Below are 26,395 nucleotides of genomic sequence, written 5' to 3' on the forward strand. Positions count from 1 at the left end.
TTTTCAGGGTGCTTTACAACGACTGCCTATGCATGTAATTTCGCTCGTCTGGCGGCAACTGACGAGAGCCATTTTTTAACTGTAGGAGAGAGCCAATTGCGTAGTTTACTTGGAGATCATTTATTACAACGGCTCCAACAGGACATCGAAGGTAAACTACATCAACGCCTTTTCCGTTGTCTGCGTGGTGCCATTATTGATGGTGTCATTCAGCCTAAAACTCGCTTGCCCGCTTCCCGTGACTTAGCCAGTGAAATTCATGTTTCGAGAAATACTGTTCTTACTGCCTATGAACAACTACAGGCTGAAGGCTATTTAGAGGCTCGTACAGGTCATGGCACATGGGTTGCCGAAAAACTACCAGAGAGTTTTTTAAATACACAAAATAAGAAAAAAGCAGTTTCAAGTCCGAAAGTTCAAAACTCTTATGCGCTCTCAAATCGTGGCTCAACCTTATTAGGCTATGCCGCAGCGTCGCCACATCAATGGGGAGCTTTCGTGCCGGGAGCACCCGATGTTACCGAGTTTCCACATCATATTTTTAGTCGTATTCAAGCTCGCTTAAGCCGCGAACCCGACATTAACCGTTTAATTTACAGCAATGCTGGTGGCTGTATTGAGCTTCGAAGTGCGTTGGCAGATTACTTACGCGTTGCACGTTCAGTCCAGTGCGATGCTGACCAGATTATTATTACCGAAGGTATTCACCAAGCGATTGACTTAGTTTCGCGTGCGCTTAGTGATATTGGTGATCGCGTCTGGATTGAAGATCCGGGCTATTGGGGAATGCGCAACACTTTACGTATTAATGGCGTAGATATTCAACCCATGCCAGTCGATGTCGAAGGCATTATTCCCGAAGAAAATCCGGTTAAACCACCTAAATTAATTTTTGTCACGCCATCACACCAATATCCACTGGGTTCACATTTAAGCCTAGATCGCCGACGCAAATTGATTGAAATTGCACGCCAACATAATAGCTGGATTGTAGAAGATGATTACGACAGTGAGTTCCGTTTCTCAGGCCAACCGTATCCGTCATTACAAGGTTTAGAAAATGATGCACCTGTGCTGTACATGGGCACGTTTAGTAAAACCATTTATCCATCTTTAAGAATTGGCTATTTGGTGGTACCAAAACCACTCTTTTCACCGCTACGTATTGTGGCAGCCGAGCTTTATCGTGGTGGACATTTGCTTGAGCAAAAAGCCCTAGCAGAATTTATTCGTGAAGGTCATTACGAAGCGCATATTCGTCGTATGCGTTTACTTTATGGAAAGAGACGCGATTATTTAGTCAGTCTGATTAAACGCTATCTTGGCCCCGAATTTATTCATGAATATGACGAAGCAGCAGGATTACACTTAGTTTTAAAACTACCAAACTCTTGCGATGATGTCGCGATTGCAGCCATGGCACTTGAACGTGGTGTCAAAGTTCGCCCCCTTTCACAGTACTACATGCAATCACACGCACACGCTGAGCGTGGACTGCTCATGGGCTTTGCCTGTGTAAATGAAAAAGACATGGTGATGGCTTTCGGTGTGTTGCTCCAGTGCTTACGTGAAGCAGGCGTACCTACGCTGAATTAAAGATTTTTCCATATTAATAAACAAAAAGAGCCTCACAGTGAGGCTCTTTTTTATTTAATAATTTAAACTAATTTTTCTTCATGGCTATGGGTTAAATGGGTTGTTCTACGGTCTTTACCCCACCCCAGTTTTTCCGACAATATTCCAAAAAACACAATAATGCCGAACAATGCTGTGGTGTAAATCACTTCTTTAAAGTATGTGCCTTCAATCAACATGGTAAGAATTGCACCAATAATTGCAAAGATCACTACATAAGTTAAGTAAGGAAACATCCACATTTTAAAGTCAATTTTTACGCCTTCAGCTTCTAACTTTTTACGCATACGAAGCTGAGAATAAGCAATGGTCAGGTACACATACAGTGTTGCCGCACCTGTAGTGAGCATGAAAAAGTCGTAAACATCCATACTCTTAGTTGCAGTTAAAACCACCGCAATCACAGAGAAGAAACATGACACAATCACACCTACCCACGGACTGCTTTTACTGTTCACAGAGCCAAAACTTTTCGGTGCGTCACCACGTTTAGCTAAAGAGAACAGCATACGTGAACACGTATAAAGTGCTGAGTTAAAGCAACTACATACCGACGTGAGAACTACAAAGTTTACGATATGACGTGCCCCCGGAATACCAAGCGCAGACAAAGTCACACTATAGGTTCCCCAAGTTGAATCTTTCAAAAGTTCATTGTTGTGAGGGATCAAACATACCGCAACGAACATTGAGCCTACATAGAATAAAATAATTCGCCAAACCACTGAGTTCGATGCTTTACGAATTTCTTTAGATGGATTTGCCGATTCTGCTGCCGCTACAGTGACAATTTCAGCGCCAATATAAGCAAACATGACCCCAAGTAAGGCGGTAATAACGGATGAACCACCATTAGGCATAAAGCCTTGAGAGGTTAAATTACTAATACCAGAAGCAGCTGGATTGCCCCAAGGCCACAAATGCATGATGGCTAAACTACCAATCACCAAGAAGATAACAATCGCGATGACTTTGATGAGTGCAAACCAGAACTCAAATTCGCCATAGTTCTTCACGTTTTGTAAATTGACTGCGACTAAGGCACCAATCACGACAACCATATAGGCCCAGATCGGTATAAATGGGAACCAATTATTTAAAATTTTACCTGCCACATAGGCTTCCCAACCCATGAGCATTGCGAGCGTACACCAGTACAACCAGCCAATTGAGAAACCTGCCCAACGGCCAATCGCACGGTCAGCATATGTTGAAAAAGAGCCACTATCAGGGTTTAAAACGGCCATCTCGCCTAACATACGCATGATGAACCAAACGAGTAGACCACCTAAAGCGTAAGTTAGAAAAACTACAGGTCCCGTATTATAAATAATACTGCCCGAGCCTACGAATAAAGAGCCACCAATTACCCCTGCAATCGAGATCATCGTTAAGTGGCGTGATTTGAGTCCATGTTTTAAACTTTGGGAGTGATTGGCTTCAGAACCATTTTGATGAGCTGCCATATCATTTTCCTTAATATATGGAGGATATCGGCTAGTCTCGGAAATCCTCCGAAGCCAAAAAATATCCCCTAAAAATTTAGCCGTTCTGCCCAATTCCTAAAACAGAAAAATCACTGAGCTTATCCGGCGCTTCCGTATGCATACTTCCAATGGCTTTAATTTGTCGTTTCGGCAGTCAAGAAACGAGAGCCATTTTTCGAATAAAAGAGAGAGCCAATTGCAAAATTTATACGCAAAATTGGCTCTTTTTGTCTGAAATGCTGGTAAATGGTTTTAAGTTTTTATTCTGAAAATAATTAAGTTTTAGTTTAATAAGATTGGAATTCTTTAGTTTTGTTCAGAGATTAATAACGCTTTTGTACCTGTTTCCAAGGCTCTAAAGATATGTTTCTGGTCGGCAGGGTAACAAATATAGTCTCCGACACCGAGCTCAACAGCTTCATCAATTAAACCCACTAAAGCTTTACCTTCGACCACAATAATGTGCTCCACAGAACCAACAGGATGAGGTTCAGAAAGACGGTCTTCACCTGGCTCAACAATCAATAAATACACATCGCGGCGCGCATGAGGCGAACAAGTCGCGAGCAAAATTGCCTTGTAATTAGCAATCTCCGAGCTCACCGTTGGACCATCGCCACAGCGAATGACTTGCACCTGATTGCTCGGTTCTTCCATCAAACGTGCAAACGGAATATTCAGTGCCACACAAAGTGCCCATAGCGTTTCAATGCTTGGGTTACCTTGGCCAGCCTCTAATTGAGAAAGTGTAGACTTTGCAACGCCTGCACGACGGGCAACCTCTGCCAAAGAAAGCCCTGCTCTTTGACGTTCACGATTTAAACCTTTGGCAATAATTTCAATTGGCTGAGACATTCACCACATCCGTTCTATAAAAAAAACGATCGTTCGTTTTGACAAAACAATCAGACTTATTCATTATAATGGAAAATCGTTCGTTATATCATGTTATGTCCACATACACTCTCATTAAGAAACTTAGTAAAGACACCACCCGCTCGATTTTCTTTGTCTGTCTAGCAACCAGTGTTGTTGGTATGTCTTTAGGTTCACTCGCTGCAAGTTATGGCTTAGCACTCTGGATTCCGCTTTGCCTATCTGTCTTTGTGCTTGCAGGAACTGCTGAATTTATTTTTATTGGATTCTTGGCTGTAGGTGGTAGCCCAATTGCTGCTGCGGTTGCAGGACTACTCGTTAATTTAAGACATTTGCCTTTTGGAATTGCAGTCAATCAATTAATCAGAGGTAATTTCTCTCGATATTTCGGTGCTCATATCATGAACGATGAAAGCGTTTTGTTTGGCATGGCACAGCCCGATTTCGAAACAAAAAAAGCCGCTTACTGGCTATGTGGTATAGGCATCATGCTAACTTGGCCACTTGGTGTCACGGCTGGTTATTTTATTGGAAGCGCTATTCCAGACCCAAAAACATTTGGTCTAGATGCTATTTTCCCTGCCATTTTAATTGCACTTACTTTTAATGCTTTAAAGAAAAAATCTACTCGAAAAGCTGCATTTGCCGGATCAACTTTGGCACTGATTACCACACCTTTTTTGGCCTCAGGACTTCCAATTCTGATTTCACTTTTTGGTTTGATATGGGGTAGAAAAAAATGAATCAACAATTACTCATTATTTTGGGCATAGGCTTGCTAGCACTTGGAACATATGGGATTCGTTTTGCTGGTTTTCACTTAGGCGCCAAGTTTACTTTTTCTGAAAAATACCAAGTTTTACTGTCAAACGGCGCAACTGTTTTACTCTGTGCGATTGCAGTCACGACGACATTTTTTGAAGGCCAAGATTTCGCAGGTTTCGCGCGTATATTCGGTGTTGGGCTAGCACTTCTCTTGGTTTGGAAAAAAGTACCGCTTTTATTGGTAATTTGCTTAGCGGCGGCTGGCACGGCCCTGATACGTTTGCTCGGAATTGAATAATAAAAAAGGCGAGATAAACTCGCCTTTTTTTAAACTTTTTATTAGAACGGTAAATCGTCGTCTAAATCAGCTGGTGCAGACGCAGGTTGTTGTGGCGCTTTAGGAGCGAAACCACCACCTTGTGGGCTGTTACCACCATTACCGAAACCACCTTGGCCACCATAACCACCGCCATTGTTTTGGCCGTAGCCGCCACCTTGGTTGTTATTATTTTGATAACCATTACCACCTTGTTGAGGTGCGTTAAAACGTGGTTGGTTAAAATCATTACCGCCAGCGAAACCTTGTTCACCTTGTTGACGACCATCTAACATTTGCATCTGTTCGCCACGAATTTCTGTTGTATAGCGCTCTTGGCCATTTTGATCAGTCCACTGACGCGTGCGTAATGAACCTTCAATATAAACCTTAGAACCTTTACGTAGGAACTGCTGAGCAATTTCACCTAAACGGTTATGCAAAACAATACGGTGCCATTCAGTTTGTTCTTTACGCTCACCTGAAGTTTTATCGGTCCAAGCTTCACTTGTCGCGATTGAAAATTGAGTCAGCGAACCCCCATTTGGAAAAGTTTTTGTTTCAGGATCACGACCCAAAGTACCAACCAAAATAACCTTATTTACACCACGCATTAGCTGTCTTCATCCTATTCATTTCTATGTTTTACTTTATAAGAGTTATGCTTAAATGGCTACCTCTTTACCGAACAACTGCGTTAAATCACGTCGCGCAGCCTCATCAAGAGTCTGTTTATCGACTTTAATATAAGCAACTTGCTGGTCAGGCATCACCACAACTTCTTCTATACCACGAATTGCCAATAGCTGTGTGGTCCACTCATTCACCTGTTGCACTTGCGGTAATGGCAACACAATCGATGACAAATACCGCGGCTGAGCTAAACCAAAACTAATTAGCAACCATATTATAGCAATCCCTGTTAAGACACTCCATCCAATCGCAGTATTATGTAACATCAATAATTGACCACCTAGCGTGCCACCAAAAAAAGCACCTAAAAACTGACTACTGGCATTTACACCCATAGCAGTTGCTTTTGATTGAATTGGCGCACATTTTGATAACCACGATGGCAATAAAGCTTCCATCACATTAAAGGCAATGAAGAAAATACCTAGGCCTGCGAGCAAGACATATTTAGATTGATAACCAAATATAAGCAGCAACAAACCTGCAATAATGCCTGTAATAGCCGTTAAGAAAATGCCTCGCATTTTGCGATATTTTTCAGCCACGATAATGCTTGGAAATGCAAAAAACAGACTAATTACTAGTAGTGGCAGATACACCAAACCATGACTGGCTAAAGGAATATGGGCAAACTCGATAAGCTGTGAAGGCACATAAATAAACATGGCTGTAAGCAATAAATGCAATGCAAAAACCGAAACGTGTAAACGGTTTAAATCACCCATTTGAATGACTTGCTTAAGCTGCGCTATGTAGCCTTGCTGATAATTACGATGATGACGAGTTACTTTAGGTACAAGTAATAACATCAAAATCGCGATTAAACCCATAATGGTCGTGACAAAGAACAAACCAGAAATGCCGACGAGACTTGTGAGCCAAGGCCCCAGACTAAACGCCACCACAAAAGACAGACCAATACTCATGCCCATAGCGGCCATGGCTTTAGTACGCTGCTCTTCGCGCGTCACATCTGCTAAAAGCGCCATCACGACTGCTGAAACTGCACCCGCACCTGCTATGGCACGGCCAATAATCACGCCATAAATCGTGTCAGATAAACCCGCAATTGCACCGCCAATTGCAAACAGCAATAAGCCAAGCACCACGAGAGGTTTACGGCTAAAACGATCAGCCAGTAAGCTAAAAGGAATTTGTAAAATAGCCTGACTTAAACCATAGACACCCACAGCCAAACCAATGAGTGCTGGAGTTGCATATTGATATGACTGCCCGACTACAGAAAAGACAGGAATAATCATGAACAAACCCAACATGCGTAGCGCAAAAATACTACTTAAGGCAAAAGTTGAGCGACGTTCCAAAGCATTCATCATATCAATACACGTTTATCAAACTAGGCAAATTATAAGCCGATTCGTTTCTAAAAATACGGTACACCTTATTTAAATTAACGATTTCAGCTTAAAAAAATAAAGAGGCATTCAGCCTCTTTATTCTATCGAACTTTACTGAAAATTAGCTTAAGGCGACTGTTGCTCGCGCTTCGAATATTGAATTGAAGCAATAACAGCCCATACAATAAACGCTACACCAATTAAACCTGTGACAACTTCAGGTACATGTACGCCCGTACCACTTGCAATCATAATGAATGCTAAAGCACCAATTGCGTAATGCGCACCATGTTCCAAGAACACGTAAGCATCTAGCGTGCCTTTTTCAACAAGATAAACAGTCATTGAACGAACAAAAATAGCACCGATTGCAAGACCGAGCATAATCACAACAACGTCGCTGGTAATTGCAAAAGCACCAATTACACCGTCAAAACTGAATGATGCATCTAATACTTCAAGATACAAGAAACCACCGATACCCGCTTTCACCACACCAGACGCAGCACCTGAGCCATCTTGTAATACAGCATTACCATTTTCATCAATTTCAGGCTCACCACCTAACAAATGACTTAATACTTCAACGCCAATGTAAACCACAATGCCCCAAATACCGGCCATGGTCACTGCTAAACGTTGGTGGTCATCTACATAACCTGCCATCACAATTAAAGCGATCAAAGCAATAAAAACAGACATTGCAGGTACGCTAGCTAAACTTGAAAGTTTAGATTCAAGCCATCTAAACCAATGCGTTTCTTTTTCATCGTCAAAGAAGAAGTTTAAGAAAACCAATAATAAGAATGTTCCACCAAAAGCTGAAATTTCAGCGTGGTGTGCCATTAAGCGCTCAGAATAAGTTTTTGGATCATTGAGTGCCAATTTTGCCACTTCAATAACACCCATATCAGCGGTTACAGCAACAATCACGACAGGGAAAATCAAACGCATACCAAAAACGGCGATTAAAATACCTACCGTTAAAAAGATCATTTTCCAGAACGGATCCCAATTGCGTAGAACCGATGCATTCACGACAGCATTGTCAAAAGATAAAGAGACCTCCATTACCGCTAAAATCGCTGTAATTGTTAAAGCTTTAAGCATGGTAGACACGCCAGCTTCAGGTCCATGGGTAAAACCCCAATACGCGGATAGTGCTAAACACACCACCGTAAAAAATATCGAAAATCGGAAATGCTTCATGGATCAGACCTATACCAAGAACTAAATTTAATCTTTCTTAAAACCGCGGCTATTATATCGATAATTAACCACAAAACGATGTTGTTTTGTGCCGTTATTCCCGTTACTTTATCTCTCTGTTTAATAAAGAAATTTATAATATTTAATTAACTTATTAATCGTATTAAATATTTTCTTGCGATATATCTATCATTATTATTTTTGTATTTTAAAATTGATTTAAAATCCGGTTCAGCTGTCTTATTTTAAATGGAATGATTTTATGCTTTTTTCTCAAGAACTCTGGCAACGTAATTTAAATTTATATCAAAAAATTCTCAACCTGCCTTTTAATCAGAAACTTGCTAACGGTACTTTAGATAAAGAAGCTTTTTGTCATTATGTGATTCAAGATGCTCAATATTTAGTGGCCTACGGTCGCGTGCTTGCTGTTGCAGCAGCAAAGGCATTTGAGGCTGACGATATTATGCAATTTTCAGATGCCGCTAAAATTGCAATTGTGGTTGAACGCAGCTTGCATGATGATTTCATGAAAAACTTTGGTGTGACTAAAGAAGAATTTCAAAATACGCCCTTAACTTTGGCAGGCCACCATTACACTTCTTTTTTAACAGCAACGGCTTGGTCTGAGAGCTACCCTGTTGTACTTGCAGCACTATTACCTTGCTTCTGGATTTATGCCGAAGTCGGTAAAGATATTGTAAGTAAATCAATTCCTAATAACCCTTACCAAGCATGGATTGATACATATGCAGGTGAAGAGTTTCATATAGCGGTTCGTAATGTGATTGCGACGGTAGACAAGGTTGCCGCACGTTGTGATGCAGACACTTTAGAGAAAATGCATGCCGCGTACACCATGGGTGCAAAACTTGAATGGTTATTTTGGGATAGCGCCTACCACCAAAGACAATGGCCAGGTTTAGACCATCTTTAAAACTTCAAGAGAATCGGTCAGATGGTTCAATACGCTGACCGTTTTTAATAAAATGCGAGATAAATATGTATATCGGCGAATTAGCATCTTTAACAGGGGCCACTCCTAAAGCCATTCGGCATTATGAAAAATTAGGCTTGCTACCAGTCGCAAAAAGAAAAGGCAATTATCGTATTTATGAAGAGATTGATGTTAAATCAGTTAAGATGATCCGCCTTGCACAAGCTGTTGGATTTAGCCTTGCCGAGCTTTATGAGTTGTCCGCTTTAAAATATAAAAATAATCGCTTTCCAGTAGAAATTGCGCAGCAGCTTATTCAAAAAAAGAATCAACAAATTATTGAGCAAAAAAAAGCGTTAAACCGTTTACAAGAAGATTTAAAAGAACTGGAAGATGAGATTATTCAGACTTATATTACCAACAAGATTTCTGCCTAAAACAGCTGGTTAAAATCTGCAAATAGCTTTCAAAATGAGTGCTTGACTCTGCCCTTAGGGACAAGGTTTATCGTAATGACTTCTTTTATTACGGACCAATAAAATGAGTGCTCATCTTTCTTTATTTAAAAATTCAACAGCATTAATTACAGGCGCATCTTCAGGAATAGGCAAAGCCTATGCTCAAGAACTTGCATCTTTAGGAATCCATTTAATTTTAACGGCACGATCTGAGCAGAAACTGCATGATTTAGCCGCTGAACTTGGAAACAAATATAACGTGAATGTTGAGGTGATCGTTTTAGATTTAGCTCAACCCAATTCAGCTCAAACCTTATTTGATGAAGTACAAGCTAGAAAATTATCGGTAGAGATTTTAATTAACAACGCAGGATTTGGAAAATGGACTAAATTTTTAGATCAATCTGTATCGATCTATCAAGAAATGATTACGCTTAATATCAGCAGCGTAACGTCTTTATGTTATCTATTTTTGCCCCACATGCTTGCCAACAAAAAAGGCATCATGATTAATATTTCATCGACAGGTGCGTTCCAGCCGTTACCTTATATTGCCGTCTATGGTGCAACTAAATCGTACGTATTGCAGTTTACTGAAGCGCTTGCAGGGGAATATGCATCTTCGGGTGTTAAATTTCTGGCAGTTTGTCCAGGCAATACCGAAACCAATTTTACTCAGGTGGCAAATGCAGATACGAGTGGCATGAAAAGCTCTACGGTAGATGATGTTGTCTCTGCTACAGTTCGAGCATTAGATAAGAATAAAGCAACGGTTGTGGTGGGATGTAGCAACTATTTGACGTCTCAATTACCTCGAATTCTTTCTCGCCAAAAGATGATTCATTTAGTTGAAGGCATGCTCAAAACCCGTGTTATTGAAACATTATAAAAATGCTTCAATCTAAAAGATTAAGGGATTTCTCTTAATCTTTTAATGCTGAAATAGCTGCCAGCCATAAATTAAACCTGCCGCAGCGACCACCCAACAAAGGGTTGCCAATCCTAGACAAGACCACATCGACATCCGTGTTGCCAGCACATAAACAGCGACTAAATAAATGGCATAGGGAATAAGTGACCATAGACCAAATAGAGCCGTCTTTTGTAAAGCCTCAGCCCCTTTTTGTTGATAGACAATCACGTGAGCAATCAAGGCAAATGTAGGAAACAGTGGAACTAAACCTGCTATATAAAATGCCTTACTTTTCGATAAAATCGAAATGATGAGGACAACCCCAGCCCCCAACATACACTTTAAAAATAGAGCCCACATGCGCTGATCCTATCTGGCCATTTCCGTAGCAAAACGCAGTATTGTGCGCTTTTCAGAGAAAATTAACAGCGACTAAAGCAATTAATGCTGGAACTGCCTGAATATAAATAATCTTTTTACTCGCAGTCAGACCACCATAGATACCTGCAATGAGTACACAGCCTAAAAAGAAATTGGCAATGGATGTCGCAAACGGTGCATCAGCCAATAAAGACCAAAACAAACCCGCTGCTAAAAAACCATTATAAAGGCCTTGGTTTTGTGCCATTACTTTGGTGAGTTTTGCTTTCTCTGCATTATTTCCGAATGCTTTCATGCCATAAGGTTTGTCCCACAAAAACATCTCTAACATTAAAATATAGACATGTAATATGGCAATAAGCGCAATGAATATTTGTCCGATCATATAATTTTCCTTTTTATTTTAAAGATATGAAAAAAAGATCAGTCTCTCGACTGATCTTTTAGTGTTTTATGGCTTTAACAATACTTTGCCTTGGCGAGCACCTTGCGTTGCTCTTTGAGCAGCTGTTTTGATCTCATCAAAACTAAATACGCCTTCTACAGGTAAGATTAATTTTTTCTGAGTTGCTAACGTTAATAGCTCAACAATCAGTTCCTTTTTACGAGCGGCTGGCATTTCTTTGTTGACCACACTTGCCCAGAAACCTTTTACCGTCGCTTGTTTGAAAATCAAATCGCCCGATGAAATTTGCATGGTTTCACCAGTCATACTGCCAAACGAAACCAATAGACTATTTTCACTGAGTAGATTTAGCATTTCACCACTTGCGCTGCCACCAATTGAGTCCACACCAGCAATCAGCGGTTGATCACCGTGAATCTGTTTAACTTGCTCTTTCCAGTTTGGCTGATCAGTCGCAACAACATGTTGAATACCTAATGCTTGCATCTCGGCAATCGCGTCAGTACGACGAACTAAATTAATTACAGGTAAACCACGTGCCTGAGCAATCATCGCAACTGTTTTACCGACTGCACCATTTGCCGTGTTTTGAATGAGCCATTGACCTGGTTGAACATTTACAAAGTCCAATAGCATAAGAGCACTAATTGGCATACCAATCAGTTGTGCTGCTGTTTCATCATCAATTTGATTATTGAGTGGAATAAGTCCTTGTGCTGGTGCAATAAAATATTCAGCCCAACTGCCATGAACAGATGCAACTGCGATACGTTGCCCTACCTGTACATGAGTAACGCCTTCGCCCAACGCATCAATAATACCAACGGCTTCACTACCACCAATCGCAGGTAAAGTTGGCTTGTAGCCATAACTTCCTCGTACTGTCCATACATCATGATTATGAATTGGAGACATGATGGTTTTAATACGCACTTCGCCTGCTTTTGGTTCTGGCTTTGGCATATCCGCCTGCTCTAAAACGTCTACAGGTTCGCCAAAATTACCATGGATAATACTTCGCATTCTTTATTCCTCTATCGGTTTTAAGAGTTGTTGGGTCGTTTCTAAAGCTAAATGTAGATGTGCTTTGTCTTGCGACAATTTTGTGAGTAAAGCGGCACCCAACCACAACTGATACATGACTTGCGCAGTTTTCAAAGGATCAATATGTTTTGGAATTGACCCTTCCTGTTGCCCTTCTTTGAGTAGCAAAGCCAACCGCTGGGTTAATTTGTATACACCGTCATTGAGAATTTGGCGCATATCTTCCGACAAATCAGAAACCTCTGCCGCCAACTTCACAATCAGGCAATTTTCAGCCCAGCTGCCATATACGGGATCATCAATCCACGCCTGCCACAACGCCATTAAACGGGCATGAGCACTTTGTTCACTGTGCTGCCAAAGTTGTTCCATACGAACCTTATAATTGGCCATGTATTGCTCTAGCAAGGCACAACCAAATGCCTCTTTCGAAGCAAAGTAGTGATAGAACGAACCTTTGGGTACGTCACAAGTCTTTAAAATTTCTTGCAAACCAACACCGACAAATCCTTTGTGTAATACCAGCTCAAAGCTCGTATCCAAAATATGTTGTCGCGTGGTTTCGCTTTTATTTAATCGTTTCATGCAAACACCATACTCCACTATTAGACCAGTCGTCTAGTAAAATTATGTTGCTCAATAAAATTTGCTAAGAAGTAGAAATCAAAAGAAAGGAATGTTAAAAATACAACCTGCTTATTTAAACAAATTTTGTCGATTGTCGTTTAACCGTCACAATTTGTCGCTTTAAATCATTTTGTACCACTTGAACAATTTTAAATCGTTATCATATATAGGGTCTGTTGTTTATAAATAGCCACATCTCCCTGTGCTAATCAAAACAACACCTAAATTTTCATTAATACATAATTGAGATGTTTTATGAGCCAAAGTCATATCCGTATTCGAGGTGCACGTACCCATAATTTAAAAAATGTGTCTCTCGATATTCCACGCGATAAGTTTGTGGTAATTACGGGGTTATCAGGTTCAGGAAAATCTTCTCTTGCCTTCGATACCCTGTACGCCGAAGGACAACGCCGTTACGTCGAATCGCTTTCGGCCTATGCTCGCCAGTTTTTATCGCAAATGGAAAAGCCAGAAGTCGACTCGATTGAAGGTTTATCTCCAGCGATTGCCATTGAGCAAAAATCTACCAGTCATAACCCACGTTCAACGGTTGGTACGATTACCGAAATTTATGACTATTTGCGTTTGCTTTATGCACGTGTCGGTACACCTTACTGCCCTGAACACGACTTGCCGATGGTTGCGCAAACTATTTCTGAAATGGTCGATGCGGTAAAAACACTTGAGGAAGGCACGGCACTCATGTTGCTTGCCCCAGTCGTTCGTGAACGTAAAGGTGAATACAGTAACCTGTTCGAACAACTACAAGGCCAAGGTTTTGTTCGTGCCCGTGTTGATGGTGAAATCATTGATATTGATACGCCACCTGAACTCGACAAAAAGAAAAAGCACACCATCGAAGTTGTCGTTGACCGCTTTAAAGTGCGTGAAGACTTAGGTAACCGTATTGCCGAATCATTTGAAACTGCACTGCGTTTAGGTGGCGATATTGCCGTTTTGTCATGGATGAATGGCGAACATCCTGATCGCGTTTTTTCTGCCAAACACTCATGCCCTGAATGTGATCGTGCAGTTGCAGAGCTTGAGCCACGTTTGTTTTCATTCAACAACCCGTTTGGTGCCTGCCCTGTTTGTGATGGCTTAGGTACACGCAGTCATTTTAGTTCTGAAAAGCTCATTCCAAATCCGGATCTTGCAATTAGTGAAGGGGCTATTCGTGGATGGGATCGTCAACGTCCATATTACTATTCGATGCTACAAAAAGTTGCCGATCATTTTGGTTTTCAACTTGATACGCCTTGGAACAAGCTAGATAAAGACACTCAAAAGAAATTCTTACAAGGCACTGGCAAAGAAAAAGTCGATTTAAGCTATATCGACGAGCGTGGCCGCAAACATACTCGTGTACAACCATTTGAAGGGATTTTGCCTCACCTTGAACGTCGTTACCGTGAAACTGAAAGTAACTATGTACGAGATGATTTAGCTCAATATCTTTCTAATGCAGCGTGTGATGCATGTGATGGTTCACGTCTAAATGAAATTTCACGCCATGTTCGCGTTAAAGATAAAACGATTGCCGACATTACCCGCATGTCGATTGGTGATGCTGAAAGTTATTATCAAGATTTAAATCTTGAAGGTGCTAAAGGTGAAATCGCCGATAAAATCTTTAAAGAGATTCGAGAGCGTTTACATTTCTTGGTGAGTGTTGGACTTAACTATTTAAGTTTAGCTCGTTCTGCCGAAACGTTATCGGGTGGTGAAGCACAGCGTATCCGTTTAGCCTCACAAATTGGTGCAGGCTTGATGGGCGTCATGTATGTCCTTGATGAACCATCAATTGGTCTACATCAACGCGATAATGATCGTCTATTACAAACGCTGATTCGCTTACGTGATTTAGGTAATACAGTATTAGTCGTTGAACACGATGAAGATGCTATTCGTGCAGCCGACCATATTATCGATATCGGTCCGGGAGCTGGGATACATGGTGGCGTGATTATTGCCGAAGGAACTTATGATGAATTGGCTAACCATGCTGACTCACTCACAGGTCAATATCTTTCAGGCAAGCTCAAAATTGAAATACCAAAACAACGGACTCAATCACCACGCCCAGATGAATTCATTAAACTTTCTGGTGCAAGTGGTCATAACCTTAAAAATGTCGATTTAAAAATTCCACTCGGCATTATGACTTGTGTGACTGGCGTTTCAGGTTCGGGTAAATCGACACTGATTAACCGTACTTTGCTTCCATTAGCTGCAACACAGCTCAATGGTGCAACTACATTAACAGCCGAGAAGTTTGACTCAATTGATGGTCTACAACATCTAGATAAAGTCGTTGATATTGACCAAAGCCCAATTGGACGCACGCCACGTTCTAACCCTGCAACGTACACAGGACTATTTACGCCAATCCGTGAGTTGTTTGCTCAAACGCCAGAGGCAAAAGCACGTGGTTATAGTGCAGGCCGTTTCTCATTTAACGTGAAAGGCGGACGCTGTGAAGCCTGTGAAGGCGACGGCATGATTAAGGTCGCGATGCACTTCTTACCAGATATGTATGTGCCTTGCGATGCATGTCATGGCAAACGTTATAACCGTGAAACGCTTGAAGTGGGCTATAAAGGCAAAAACATTTCTGATGTTTTAGAAATGACGGTTGAAGATGCTGCTGAGTTCTTTAGTGCAATTCCAGTCATCCACCGCCGCTTAGAAACTTTAACTCAGGTGGGCTTAGGTTATATTCGTTTAGGTCAAGCTGCTACGACCTTATCTGGTGGTGAAGCGCAACGTGTAAAACTAGCGCGTGAGTTAGCAAAACGAGATACGGGTAAAACCTTATATATCTTGGATGAACCGACAACAGGTCTACATTTCCATGATATTGCCAAGTTGCTCGACATTTTGCATGAACTACGCAACAAGGGTAATACCATTGTGGTGATTGAACATAACCTTGATGTGATTAAAACAGCGGACTGGGTTGTGGACTTAGGTCCTGAAGGTGGTTCAGGCGGTGGTATGATCATTGCCGAAGGCACACCTGAACAAGTGGCTGAGGTTGAGATTTCCCATACAGGTCGTTTCTTGAAACCGATGTTGAAGTAATTCTATAGGGCTCATTAAGAGCCCTTTTTTTTAATCTTCTAATCGGGAAATTAAATAATCCATATATTTTTTATAAAAAACTGATTCTTTACCTCTTTCCAGATAAATATCGATAACCATCTGCTTAATTTTAGAATTCATTTCTGGCTTCATATATTGGCTGATCATCTTTTTAATAACTTGGGTGCTATTTATATTTTGGAAGCGCTTATCATGAGGAATTTCTTTAAATAACAATTGTTCCCAGTCAGCCTTTTTGGAATTTTCTAACGCCAAAACATGTTCTGAACTCCAACTCTCGACATAAATATATCGATAAACCACTTCAATTAGTTTTGGCAAATCGTTTAATTTATTTTCTTCTTGATAATTTAATGAAAAATCTAGAAATACTGGATTTATCTCACCGAACATATTCATCTTATCAAAAGTATGTCTATTATCTTTTAACTTTAAGCTCATCCATTTTATTATTTGGTTTTCGAGTAATTTAGAATTTTTTTCATCTCCCAATTGCTCCAAAACTTGTAAAGCAAAACTTAAATTATGTAGTCCTTCTAATCCTATAACCTGCTTTGAAGCATTATATAGTTTCTCTGTGAAGCTCTCATCCACTGATAATCCCCAGAACTCATCAAATAGTTTATGGAAATTATCTTTTTTTCTATTATTCTCATCAGAAATTAATTCTGAGTTAGCTAACTTGCTCAATTCACTAAAGTTAATTTCATCTCTCTGCTCGAACCATTTTTTAAATTCGATAAACCACTCATCCTCACGATTGAATGAGTAAGATATATTTTGTAATTTTTCATAAATTTGTTTCTTTATAGGACTCCAAGCTTCTCTCTCCTTTTCGGTAACATATTTACAATCATCCCAACTATATTCAAAGTTTGGAAAATCTTGAATTAAGTATCCTTGTAAAATCCGAATTAAGATAATTTCTTTTGTTGAATAGGCAATATCTTTTGTTAGCTCAGTAAGAAAGTGGCGAAATAATTTAATCACTTTTTGAAAAAAACGAAAATTATGAATTTCTAATTTTTCAGCAAAATCAATCATTAGGTTAATTAATTTCTCATCGATACCTTTAGTATTCTCCCGAATCAAAGGTGCAACAGAGTTTAAGATTATTGTTTCATCGACTAACTTCTCTTTGTAATCACCATATTTATTCTTATTTTCAGCCTCTGTTTTATCTTCATCTAAGATCAAAATAATCTGACAATTCTTTTCTAACTTTAGATAGTTTGCCAAGCCCATAACATCTTTAACATCTAATTTATTAGACATACGCTCAAAGTCATCAAAGCAAATAATGGCATCTTTCACTTGCGCAAACATTAAACTATCAATCAGCTTAACTGGTGCATTGATTCCCAATTGTGTAATACGAGTATCTTTAAAAATTGAAGGTAGGCTTTTAATCCATTTAGGAATTTCTATTGATGAGTGATAACTTTCTATACTGCTATAAATCTGGGTTCTAAGATCGCTTAAGGATTCCAATCCAAAGAGTGATACATAAGCATATTTCCGATTGAATACATTATCTTTTTTATAGACTCGCTCATCAGATAATTGTTTATCTAAAAAACTTCTCCAGAAGAAAGTTTTACCAATACCCCAAGACCCAGTAATCGCAATGGCCGTACCAATTTTTTCATTTTTGATATTATTTTCTAATAATTCTTTTAATCTTTGTTCTTTATCTAATGTATTCATAATTCACTATATTTCAAACTAATAGATATCTAATAAACCACAGATAATTTGATTTTTCAAAATAAGGTCCATAAGGGTTTGATCTACCCCTCAACTGCATTTCGCCCTCTAGCTTTGGCTCTTAATAAAGAACGGTCAGCTTGCTCTAAAAGCTCTATCCAACTCGCCGCGCCTATGGCAAAACCAATACTCACAGACACATGCAATTTTTCATCGGAACCAGATAAACAAATCTCTTCTAAAGAAATCGCCATTCGAATTTTCTCTGCTAAAAGACGGGCATCTACAAATTGCACCTGTTCTAATAATATTAAAAACTCATCTCCGCCATAACGAACAATTAAATCTGAACTTCGAATATTTTGCTTTAACTGCTCGGCAATACTGACAATGACATGGTCGCCTACAATATGCCCATATTGGTCATTCACCTGTTTAAAACGATCAATATCTATAATCATTAAACACGTTTGCGTAAATTTTTGAGGGTAACTTTCAACAATTTTTAAATATTCAGATAAAGCTAGACGGTTGGACACACCAGTTAATGGATCTGTATTGGCAATATTCTTTAATTGGAATTCAAAAGCATCGCGCTGCTGCAACATACGCTGTAATCGATCAATCGCTTCAAACAGGGAAAGGAATTCACCTTTGGTTGTCATATTCATCTCATCTGTCCAATGATTAGAACTACGCGATAAATCTAAAATTAAAGTTCTTGCTTTTATTAAAGGAGAAAATACCCTTCTTTGTGCATAATTCAGCGTAAGTAACGCTGTGGCTAAAGAAATTAAAGATATTAATAAAGTTAAAAGAAAACCTTTTCGGGCACTTATATTTTCTTGAGTTGCAATTGCTACACTTTCATCAAGAATATAACTTTGTAAATCAACCACGGTGGTAAATTTACCTACGATTGCCTCTGTCAATTGAGTACCATTTAAATCATATGGCTCCCCTTTTTGGCTTTCATCTAATAGGTTTTGTACAATCGGAATACCCTTATCTATAAATTCTGATTTCACTCGGGCATATAACCGACGGTATTCAGGAGTTTTTGCCTGTTCAGGCTGCAAGGTATCGACCAAAATCCATAAATATCTAGATTGATGCTGAGTTTGTAGAGAGCGCGCACGATTATTACTTGGAATTTCTTCATTAAAGCTCACAGGAGCAATAATATTAGACGCCATCCGTCCCGCCTGATCACGCATATCGGTTAGAACTATAATGAGCGTAAAGTAATTAGAAATACGACTATCTTTACTTTTTAGCTGTAACATCAGTTTTTGCAGTATTTCCCTGCAATGATCCCAGACTCCAAACATCCCTAAAATAGCGTTATCCATTTGAACGGAAGTCCTGGCTCCATAAGGAGTTTCACCGTAATAATCAACGACACGTCGGGCTTGTCTAAGATTTTCTTTGAAATTGGTTTGCAGCTCATTTGCTAATGAAACATAGCCTGCTTGTTTTAAGATAAGAATGCTTGTATCAATTTGCGCATCAACAATTAAACGAAACTTTTTTAATTCTTGCTGATTCTTTAATAAATCACTAGGACTGCTCGACATCATCTTATTGGCAGGAGCACGCTCCTTAGAAATTTTATAGGCAATATCTGCTACTGCTCTTAAACTTTTTATTTCGGCTAAGGCTTGTCTAGTTTTTATATAATCCTGATAGCTTCCCACAATAAGTGGTACAGCCATGAATAATAAGGACAAAATAATAACCAGCATAAAAAAGAACAGTCGATTACTAATATGCTCTGAACGTAATCCTGACATTTCTAGCTGGTACTCCGTAAATGTCCTGCCATTTTTAATACGATATAAATTAGGCTTAAATCCATCCTAGCATTTTAATAACTAGAATTTCATCAATAAAACCTTCATTTCTCTTTTAATAATTATAGGGCTTCTAGATTTTAGTAAGCTTAAATAAATAGTATCGAAAAATTAAATGATTTTTATAAAAAAACTCTATTTTACAGATTAAAAATTTTTAGCAATGATAATAAACATATCTAGTTATCCTCTTGGATGCGCTTCTCCCAGCATCCACTACCCAGCTTTAAGCTGGGTTCTTTTTGATCTATTATTTTTCCAATAAAGTTCATATAAATTTTCTTATAATTTTAAGATTTTCTTATAGATAAAAAAAAGCTCAACCTTGGGGAAAGCTGAGCTCGTAAAATCTGATGTGATACACACATCGTATCTGGGAAAGCACTTTAAATCCTAAAAACGTTAGGTAGTGAACTTTGCAATTGAATTATGTGACTTATCTCTACTTTTGTAAAGTCGATTAAATTAATCAGAATTAAAAATTTAATCGATTTTTTAACTTAAAATAGAGATTTCTTTTATTTTATTCACTTATATAATAATTAAAAATAGTTAAATTTTTTAGTTAAACTAATCTAAATATTGTTAACTATTCCTCAAAATAGTATGAATACGATAATAAATTGGTGATTTTTTACTCTACATGTAAGCAACTTTACATTTTACTTAATGTTAAAACCGATTGTATTAATCAGTTTTTCCAATCATATTTGTAATAACTTTTAAACATTTATTTCTAAATTCATTATGAAATATAATTATTAGTCTCTTGTAAATGTTCATTTTTTTATCAGGTTGACAATTTACTTTTCATTTGATTAGTTTTTCACCAATTTTAACATAAGTGTCAAATATCTTTAACATTCCTTTTTTTCATTATTGACTTCATAAATTGTTACAATACAATGACCCCAGCTTTATCTCTTGTTATTGCTGGAAATGATTATGAAAAAACTTGGTTTAGCCACTGCTGTACTATTAGCCATGACCGGTGCTCATGCTTATCAATTTGAAGTTCAAGGTCAATCTGAATATGTTGACACAACTGCAAACGATAAGAACTTCACTGGTGACGTTGCTGGTACATATTATTTAAAAAATGTTGATACCACTAAAGGTCCTTTAGCTGAAGCAGCTTTCTTGAACCAAGCTTCTAACGTATCTGTAGGTTACAGCTACCAACAGTATGACCAAGGCAACGTAAACTACCACGTTGGTACTTACGGCGTTAAAGGTGAGGCATACGTTCCTACTCCTTACTTACCAGTTTATGCTAGCGCAACTTACAACCACACTGATGTTGATGGTAAAAACAACTTCTCTAAAGATGACAACGGTGACCGTTATGCATTAGAAGTTGGTGCTATGTTGTTACCTAACTTCTTGATGACTGTTGGTTATACAAGTGTTGCTAACCAATTCGCTTTAGACAACTTTGGCATCATCAGCAACGGTATCTACTCTGCTGTAAACCAAACTGCTGCGATTCAAGACGACCAAGATGCTGTTACAGCACGTGCTAAATATGTAGGTCCAATCGATGGAACTAACATGGCAATTGGTTTTGAAGCTGCTGGTGCTTTCGGTCAAGAAAACCAATACGGTTTGAAAACTGACCTTTACTTAACTCCTAAGTTAAGCGTTGGCGCATCTTTCGTTGGTAACGATGGTTCAGCTGACATCAAAGGTAATGACCTTGGTGAATTCCGTCAAGCTTGGGGTGGTAACGTAAACTACTTCATTACTCCAGCTGTAGCAGTTGGTGCATCGTACATGAAAGCTGACGTTAAAAAGTCTAGCTACGATACACAAACTATCGGCTTAAATGCTAAATTCCGTTTCTAATTTAATTTAGAAATCGAATTAAAAAAAAGGACTCAATTGAGTCCTTTTTTTATACCTAAATATTAGCTTCGCACAATATTTAAGAAATACAGATGACGTTCATATTGATCAATAATGTCTTGAATTAAATCTTCTTGCGTCCAATCCATCACATCATAATTTTGCCCACCCTCTCTTAAAAAGACCTCAGCTTGGAAATATTGCCCCTCTTCAGCTTCAGTACGCCCAATTAAAAAACTTGGCGGTACTGTTTCACGTGAAACAACTTTATAAATAAAATTAATTTCATTGTGATGGTCCACACGAAGTTGCATTCCATCTTCAAGTTGAGTAATTGAAACTTCTAAGTGACGGCGTCTAAATTCATGTTTGATATTTTCAAATGCACGACTTACTTGCTTTTCAATATATTCTCTTACTTCTTCTTCATTATGAGGATAGTGCATGATTAACCCTAGACGCTGTTGCCAGCTTCGAGGATTATGAATCGCACGTGGTGTAATGCGCGCTTCTTGAATAGCTGTCATTTTGGTGACATCAAGATGCAAGGCCTTTATTAATCCCCAACTCATTAAAAGCATGACCACAGTAAATGGCAATGCACTCATAATGATGGAAGCCTGAAGTGCAGCCAAGCCACCGACTAGCAATAAAATAATTGCGAGCACAGCCATCAGCACCGTCCAGAACAAACGTTGCCAAGTAGGTGAATTGTCTGTTTTTGACGTTAAATAATCCGTTACCAAGGCGCCAGAGTCGGCAGACGTCACAAAGAAAAGAATAACCAAAAGGGTGGCTAAAACATTCATAACACCTGACAACGGCAAGTGGCCTAAAAACTCAAAGAGTGCAACTGAAGAATCTTGCTGAACAGCCTGAATTAATGTTGATTGGTGTTCATGGATAATGCTAAATAAGGCGGCATTTCCTAAGAAACCCATCCAGATAATGGTAAAGCCTGTTGGAATGAGTAAAACCCCAACAATAAATTCTCGAATGGTGCGACCACGTGAAACACGTGCGATAAACATACCCACAAATGGTGACCATGAAATCCACCAAGCCCAATACAAAATTGTCCAACCACCTATCCAGCCATTCGGTTGGTAAGCATAAAGGTTGAAGGTCATTGTAAATAAATTAGCAAAATACTGACCTGTGTTTTGAATTGTCGTTTGAAGCAAATAAATGCTTGGCCCACAAATGAAAACAAACGTTAGCAAAATAACAGCTAAAATCAGATTTAATTCTGATAGGCGTTTTACCCCTTTATCTAGACCTAAAAAGACCGATAAAGAAGCCAAAATACTCACCACGACAATTAAAATAATCTGTATATGAGTGCTTTGTTCTATACCTAAAAGATAATGTAAACCAGAGTTAATCTGAGTGACACCAAACCCGAGAGAAGTCGCTACACCAAATACCGTACCAATGGTCGCGAAAATATCGATGCTATCTCCCAATGGCCCATAAATCTTTTTACCAATGAGCGGATATAGGGCTGAACGGGTCTTTAAAGGTAAATTATGTCGATATGCAAAATAGGCTAGAGATAATCCGACTACGGCATAAATTGCCCAAGCATGTAAGCCCCAATGGAAAAAAGTAACTCTTAATGCTTGCTGTGCAGCATCAATAGTCTGAGCATCCCCACTTGGTGGATTAACATAGTGCATGACAGGTTCGGCAACGCCGAAGAACATCAACCCAATCCCCATCCCTGCTGTAAACAACATGGCGAACCAAGATCCATTATTATATTCAGGCTGACTATGATCTGGTCCTAATTTAATTCGACCTATTGATGAACAGGCGATATAAATCAATAAAATGAGAAAGAAGGCAACAGATAAAACATAGAACCAGCTAAATGAATCAGTAATCCACTGTTTTAATTGCTGTGTTAAAAGTTCAAAAGAACTCGGAGCAATCACAACCACTGCTAAAAATAAAGCAATAATGATGACCGTACCAAAAAATACGTTAGGATTAACGTTTGCAAACCAACCTGGTTGTTTGGAAGGCATAACTCCTCCATGTTATTTTAATGAAAAATGACAGGCATTAAGCCCCTAGAGATATTCACGGAATGAACAAAGTTAAATCTTTCAATAGAGAAAGCCGATAACACTCTAAATAAACTTAAAGAATATTGCAGTTACAAAGGTGTAAATAAATTAAAACACCTCCTCCATTATTTATCTGAATTTTTTTTAGGGAGGTGGGTAATATATTGTAAAGCGATTAAACGTGTGACAATCAAAGCGAGATACATCACGCCACAAAACATTTGTAGCATGGCTAAAACGCGTGCTGGTGGACTAAGCGGCATTAAATCAGATAAACCTGTTGCTGACTGTAAGCTAAAGCTCAGGAACAGTAGATCTAACCAAGTCTGCAAATGATGAACATTGTTTGGATTTTGGAAGCTAGCAGGAATCAATAGCTGACAAATGTTGTAAAGGAATGCAAAGCCCCAAGCAAGCAAAGTAAAAACCGCGGCGGCTGCAAATAATTCATCTCTTGTTAAATATCGATCAGCAAACATATAACGAAATAAACCGTAAGCAGCCGAAAAGTAAGCTAGCGCTTCACAGCTATGGGCAAATAACTGAATATATAAATTGCTATATCCCAACACAATCAGTACTGATGACAGAATTGCACCACTCACAAATGTTAAGCCTAAAAAAGTAAACATCGGGGTCTGGCGAATAACTTTGGCAATCAACAATAAAGCAAGAACACCTAATGACCAGGTTAAAGTCCGGTAAGGCAAACTATCAAATGTCAGCATGGCTAAAATCAATAAAATAAACTGAACCAGTAACAGCCATGCGGAAGGCAGTAAGCGAAAACTTGCCCAAAACTCAATAATAGATCGCATTATTATTTTCCTTGTTTCATTATGCTTTTTTGAGAGTTAACAAATAATACTGTACACAAAATCAGGCAAACAAGTTGTTCTTTATTAATATCTAAACTTTAGATTGGAAATAAAATAAGTATAAAAAAAGCCCCGTAGGGCTTTTTAAAGAATGAGCTGACAATATTAGTCTTAGTGATCCGATGCACCAGATGCACCAATACCTGTCATTGAACGAACATACTGAGCATCGAAAGCAGCACGCTCTTTTTTAGCACGTGCAGAGTTGTCAGTTACCGAGAAGAACCAACAGCAAAGGAATGACAATGGCATAGCAAATAACGCTGGACCATTGAACGGGTTGATTGGTGTATCAGAGATTTTTAAAGTATCTACCCAAACTGCTTTAGAAAGAACAATGAGTACTACTGCTGTTACAAGACCAACAACACCACCAATAACCGCTCCACGAGTCGTTAAGCCTTTCCAGAACATTGAAAGAACAAGAATCGGGAAGTTTGCACAACAAGCTACAGAGAACGCCAAACCAACCATGAATGCTACGTTTTGCTTCTCAAACAAGATACCCAACACCATTGCAAAGATTGCTAAGCCCAATGTTGCAATTTTTGACATACGAAGTTCAGAAGCAGGTGTTGTTTGACCTTTTTTGAATACGTTAGCGTATAAGTCATGAGAGATTGCAGATGCACCTGAAAGTGTTAAACCAGCAACAACAGCAAGAATCGTTGCGAACGCTACTGCTGAAATGAAGCCCATGAATAAGTCACCGCCTAAAGCGTCACTTAAATGCACGGCTGCCATATTGTTACCACCAACAAGCTCAAGTTTGCCTGTTACTGCCATTTTTGCAACATCAAGGAATTGCGGGTTGTTTGATACGAAAAGAATCGCACCGAAACCAATAATGAAAGTTAAAAGATAGAAGTAACCAATAAAACCTGTTGCAACTACAACCGATTTACGTGCTTCTTTTGCATCTTTTACAGTGAAGAAACGCATAAGAATATGTGGAAGACCGGCTGTACCAAACATCAACGCCAAACCTAGAGACAAGGCATCAATTGGGTTTGCCGCAAGTTTACCCGGCCCCATAATTTTTGAAGCATCGGCCAAGCTGATGTCGTGTACTTTACTGAAAACTTCAATTGATTGGCTAAACATGTTGCTGAAGCTGAAACCAACTGCTTTCATCACCATGAATGCCATGAAGGTTGCACCACTGAGTAACATGACTGCTTTAATAATTTGTACCCATGTTGTTGCTAACATGCCACCAAAAATTACGTATGCCATCATCAATAGACCAACGATGACGACTGCAATGTTGTAGTTCAAACCAAACAGTAATTTAATGAGCTGACCCGCACCTACCATTTGGGCAATCAGATAGAATGCCACTACAACAAGTGAACTGACTGCAGCTAAAGTACGTACTGGTTTCTCTTCAAGACGAAATGAAACCACATCTGAAAGGTTATATTTACCTAGGTTACGCAAACGTTCTGCAACCAAGAATAAAACGATTGGCCAACCTACCATGAAACCAAGCGAGTAAAGCAAGCCATCAAAGCCTGAACTAAACACTAGTGCGGAAATACCAAGGAAAGATGCAGCAGACATATAGTCACCCGCAATTGCCAGACCATTCTGGAAACCGCTGATTCCACCACCTGCTGTATAGAAATCTTGTGTTGATTGGGTTTGCTTCGCAGCCCACTTCGTAATGAACAAAGTGAAACCAACAAAAATGACAAACATGATAATGGCATGCCAGTTGGTGGCTTGCTGTTCAGCTTCACCTAAGTCCGGACTTGCCATAGCCACTGTTGAATATAGCGATGCTGCTGCCAATAAAGCTTTCGCTTTTAATGAATTCCATTTCAT

At 39.1% G+C, this 26,395-nt stretch carries 22 protein-coding genes; 8 read left to right on the forward strand and 14 right to left on the reverse strand.

Features of this window, described 5'->3' with window-relative positions:
- The first annotated feature begins 96 nt into the window (after positions 1 to 96).
- On the forward strand, positions 97 to 1,596 hold the full coding sequence (gene pdxR / locus ACT53H_RS12500) for a MocR-like pyridoxine biosynthesis transcription factor PdxR (RefSeq protein WP_476009317.1): 1,500 nt from the start codon (positions 97 to 99) through the stop codon (positions 1,594 to 1,596).
- 62 nt (positions 1,597 to 1,658) lie between these two features.
- Here the strand turns inward: pdxR and ACT53H_RS12505 are convergent, their stop codons facing one another.
- Positions 1,659 to 3,101, reverse strand: a complete 1,443-nt coding sequence (locus tag ACT53H_RS12505) for an amino acid permease (protein ID WP_476009318.1) — start codon at positions 3,099 to 3,101, stop codon at positions 1,659 to 1,661.
- 327 nt (positions 3,102 to 3,428) lie between these two features.
- Positions 3,429 to 3,977, reverse strand: a complete 549-nt coding sequence (locus ACT53H_RS12510; RefSeq protein WP_476009319.1) for a helix-turn-helix domain-containing protein — start codon at positions 3,975 to 3,977, stop codon at positions 3,429 to 3,431.
- Between the two features lie 68 nt (positions 3,978 to 4,045).
- Between ACT53H_RS12510 and ACT53H_RS12515 the strand changes: the two genes are divergently transcribed.
- Both ACT53H_RS12515 and ACT53H_RS12520 read left to right on the forward strand, forming a co-directional pair.
- Complete coding sequence (locus ACT53H_RS12515; RefSeq protein WP_476009320.1) at positions 4,046 to 4,741, forward strand: AzlC family ABC transporter permease; 696 nt, start codon at positions 4,046 to 4,048, stop codon at positions 4,739 to 4,741.
- A complete protein-coding gene (locus tag ACT53H_RS12520; protein ID WP_004789977.1) occupies positions 4,738 to 5,061 on the forward strand; it encodes an AzlD domain-containing protein in 324 nt (107 codons plus the stop codon). The genes ACT53H_RS12515 and ACT53H_RS12520 overlap by 4 nt, the downstream gene beginning before the upstream one ends.
- 41 nt (positions 5,062 to 5,102) lie before the next feature.
- On the opposite strand, the gene ssb is transcribed toward ACT53H_RS12520, so the two are convergent.
- The 3 genes from ssb to ACT53H_RS12535 all read right to left on the reverse strand — a co-directional run bounded on the left by ssb (position 5,103) and on the right by ACT53H_RS12535 (position 8,339).
- The gene (ssb, locus tag ACT53H_RS12525; protein ID WP_005300710.1) at positions 5,103 to 5,693 is read right to left on the reverse strand and encodes a single-stranded DNA-binding protein; all 591 of its coding nucleotides are present in this window, start codon (positions 5,691 to 5,693) and stop codon (positions 5,103 to 5,105) included.
- 51 nt (positions 5,694 to 5,744) lie between these two features.
- Positions 5,745 to 7,109: an MFS transporter gene (locus ACT53H_RS12530; RefSeq protein WP_005300707.1), complete on the reverse strand. Its 1,365-nt coding sequence runs from the start codon at positions 7,107 to 7,109 to the stop codon at positions 5,745 to 5,747.
- Positions 7,110 to 7,256: 147 nt separating this feature from the next.
- The gene (locus tag ACT53H_RS12535) at positions 7,257 to 8,339 is read right to left on the reverse strand and encodes a DUF475 domain-containing protein (protein WP_476009321.1); all 1,083 of its coding nucleotides are present in this window, start codon (positions 8,337 to 8,339) and stop codon (positions 7,257 to 7,259) included.
- A gap of 262 nt (positions 8,340 to 8,601) precedes the next feature.
- Here ACT53H_RS12535 and tenA point away from each other — a divergent pair, with 262 nt between their 5' ends.
- From tenA to ACT53H_RS12550, 3 genes are all read left to right on the forward strand, one after another.
- A complete protein-coding gene (gene tenA, locus ACT53H_RS12540) occupies positions 8,602 to 9,276 on the forward strand; it encodes a thiaminase II (RefSeq protein ID WP_476009322.1) in 675 nt (224 codons plus the stop codon).
- 65 nt (positions 9,277 to 9,341) lie between these two features.
- Entirely contained in the window at positions 9,342 to 9,713 is a 372-nt protein-coding gene (locus ACT53H_RS12545) for a MerR family transcriptional regulator (protein WP_476009323.1), read from the forward strand.
- Positions 9,714 to 9,816: 103 nt separating this feature from the next.
- Positions 9,817 to 10,623, forward strand: a complete 807-nt coding sequence (locus ACT53H_RS12550; RefSeq protein WP_004789989.1) for an SDR family NAD(P)-dependent oxidoreductase — start codon at positions 9,817 to 9,819, stop codon at positions 10,621 to 10,623.
- Positions 10,624 to 10,665: 42 nt separating this feature from the next.
- Here ACT53H_RS12550 and ACT53H_RS12555 read toward each other — a convergent pair whose 3' ends face one another.
- The 4 genes from ACT53H_RS12555 to ACT53H_RS12570 form a co-directional block, all read right to left on the reverse strand.
- Positions 10,666 to 11,007 (reverse strand): GlpM family protein, encoded by a 342-nt coding sequence (locus tag ACT53H_RS12555; protein WP_004789991.1) that lies wholly within the window; start codon positions 11,005 to 11,007, stop codon positions 10,666 to 10,668.
- A 52-nt stretch (positions 11,008 to 11,059) separates the two neighbouring features.
- Positions 11,060 to 11,413: a DUF1304 domain-containing protein gene (locus ACT53H_RS12560; RefSeq protein ID WP_476009324.1), complete on the reverse strand. Its 354-nt coding sequence runs from the start codon at positions 11,411 to 11,413 to the stop codon at positions 11,060 to 11,062.
- A 66-nt stretch (positions 11,414 to 11,479) separates the two neighbouring features.
- Positions 11,480 to 12,457 (reverse strand): zinc-binding dehydrogenase, encoded by a 978-nt coding sequence (locus tag ACT53H_RS12565; protein ID WP_476009325.1) that lies wholly within the window; start codon positions 12,455 to 12,457, stop codon positions 11,480 to 11,482.
- A gap of 3 nt (positions 12,458 to 12,460) precedes the next feature.
- On the reverse strand, positions 12,461 to 13,063 hold the full coding sequence (locus ACT53H_RS12570) for a TetR/AcrR family transcriptional regulator (RefSeq protein WP_005300697.1): 603 nt from the start codon (positions 13,061 to 13,063) through the stop codon (positions 12,461 to 12,463).
- 297 nt (positions 13,064 to 13,360) lie between these two features.
- Here ACT53H_RS12570 and uvrA point away from each other — a divergent pair, with 297 nt between their 5' ends.
- The gene (gene uvrA, locus ACT53H_RS12575) at positions 13,361 to 16,192 is read left to right on the forward strand and encodes an excinuclease ABC subunit UvrA (protein ID WP_107880470.1); all 2,832 of its coding nucleotides are present in this window, start codon (positions 13,361 to 13,363) and stop codon (positions 16,190 to 16,192) included.
- Between the two features lie 30 nt (positions 16,193 to 16,222).
- Here uvrA and ACT53H_RS12580 read toward each other — a convergent pair whose 3' ends face one another.
- Both ACT53H_RS12580 and ACT53H_RS12585 read right to left on the reverse strand, forming a co-directional pair.
- Positions 16,223 to 17,920, reverse strand: a complete 1,698-nt coding sequence (locus tag ACT53H_RS12580; RefSeq protein WP_476009326.1) for a KAP family P-loop domain protein — start codon at positions 17,918 to 17,920, stop codon at positions 16,223 to 16,225.
- An 83-nt stretch (positions 17,921 to 18,003) separates the two neighbouring features.
- Complete coding sequence (locus tag ACT53H_RS12585; RefSeq protein ID WP_238612262.1) at positions 18,004 to 19,713, reverse strand: GGDEF domain-containing protein; 1,710 nt, start codon at positions 19,711 to 19,713, stop codon at positions 18,004 to 18,006.
- 1,005 nt (positions 19,714 to 20,718) lie between these two features.
- On the opposite strand from ACT53H_RS12585, the gene omp33-36 reads away from it, so the two are divergent.
- On the forward strand, positions 20,719 to 21,618 hold the full coding sequence (omp33-36, locus tag ACT53H_RS12590) for a porin Omp33-36 (RefSeq protein ID WP_474771281.1): 900 nt from the start codon (positions 20,719 to 20,721) through the stop codon (positions 21,616 to 21,618).
- Between the two features lie 62 nt (positions 21,619 to 21,680).
- On the opposite strand, the gene ACT53H_RS12595 is transcribed toward omp33-36, so the two are convergent.
- The 3 genes from ACT53H_RS12595 to ACT53H_RS12605 form a co-directional block, all read right to left on the reverse strand.
- Complete coding sequence (locus ACT53H_RS12595) at positions 21,681 to 23,648, reverse strand: BCCT family transporter (RefSeq protein WP_474771283.1); 1,968 nt, start codon at positions 23,646 to 23,648, stop codon at positions 21,681 to 21,683.
- Between the two features lie 167 nt (positions 23,649 to 23,815).
- On the reverse strand, positions 23,816 to 24,508 hold the full coding sequence (locus ACT53H_RS12600; RefSeq protein WP_476009327.1) for an ion channel: 693 nt from the start codon (positions 24,506 to 24,508) through the stop codon (positions 23,816 to 23,818).
- A 171-nt stretch (positions 24,509 to 24,679) separates the two neighbouring features.
- Positions 24,680 to 26,395: a cation acetate symporter gene (locus tag ACT53H_RS12605; RefSeq protein ID WP_004790007.1), complete on the reverse strand. Its 1,716-nt coding sequence runs from the start codon at positions 26,393 to 26,395 to the stop codon at positions 24,680 to 24,682.

The sequence above is a fragment of the Acinetobacter sp. DMC2 genome (genome assembly GCF_056314305.1).